This is a genomic window from Pandoraea cepalis, from assembly GCF_902459665.1.
Lineage (GTDB): Bacteria > Pseudomonadota > Gammaproteobacteria > Burkholderiales > Burkholderiaceae > Pandoraea > Pandoraea cepalis.
Genome location: NZ_CABPSL010000052.1, coordinates 1 through 993 on the forward strand (window position 1 = coordinate 1; position 993 = coordinate 993).

1 pseudogene is annotated in these 993 nt (G+C 57.2%); it reads right to left on the minus strand.

What is annotated here, in order from left to right:
- Positions 1-929: pseudogene (locus PCE31106_RS23885) on the minus strand (IS3 family transposase); the annotation flags it as partial.
- Positions 930-993 lie beyond the last annotated feature (64 nt).

Sequence of the window (993 nt, forward strand, 5' to 3'; positions counted from 1 at the left end):
CTGCTTGATTCGATAGCGCCATAGTCTCTGACGGAATTTCCGGCTGACATATTGACCGCCCTGGTCACTGTGGAACATTAAGTCCGTAGGCCGACCGCGTTGCTCGAACGCCATGTCTAATGCCTTCACCACCAGGTCGGCATCGGGGCTCGTCGAGAATGACCAGCCGACAACGCGGCGAGTGAACAGGTCCAACACCACGGCCAAATAAAGCCAGCGCCCCTGTGCCCATAAATACGTGATGTCGCCGCACCAGACTTGATTCGCTGCCGCCACATCGAACTCGCGATTCAAGACGTTCGGAATGTCGATGCGCTCCACCGTAGCGCGCTTGTATGCGTGGTTGCCAGGTTGCTTGCAAATCAAGCCGAGCTCGTCCATCAGACGGCTGACCTTAAAGCGCCCAATCGTCGTGCCTTGCTCGCGCAGCATGCCCATGATGCTGCGGCTGCCTGCTGAGCTTCGGCTCTCGACAAACAACTCGTGCACGCGACTGCGCAGTGCCATTCGTGCCGCATCAACTCGCGCTCGACGATGTCTGTATGCGTAAAAGCACGACCGAGGTATATCGAACAACTCACACAACATGGCTACCGGAACGCCGTCGCCGAACTGGTCGATTATTTCGTACGTTCTATCCCTTCCGACATCAGTAGCGCAGTAGCTTTTTTTAAAATGGTCTTCTCCCTCTCGAGGCGTTCAACCCGCGCTTCCAGCTCCTGGATCCGCTGCTGCTCTGGCGTCATTGCAGGACCCTGAGGCGTGATGCCTCGGCGTTCCTGGTGCAGTTGTTGAACCCAACGGCGCAGAACCGACTCCGCGACCCCGACCGACCGGCTGGCATCGACGTGGCTATAGCTCTGGTCGACGACCAGAGACGCAGCACTGCGCTTGAACTCAGGGGAAAACGTACGACGTTGCTTGCTCATCAGACACCTCTTCGTGGCGAGTATTTTCGCCTAAATTGGTGTCCGGGGAGATTAGACCACTACA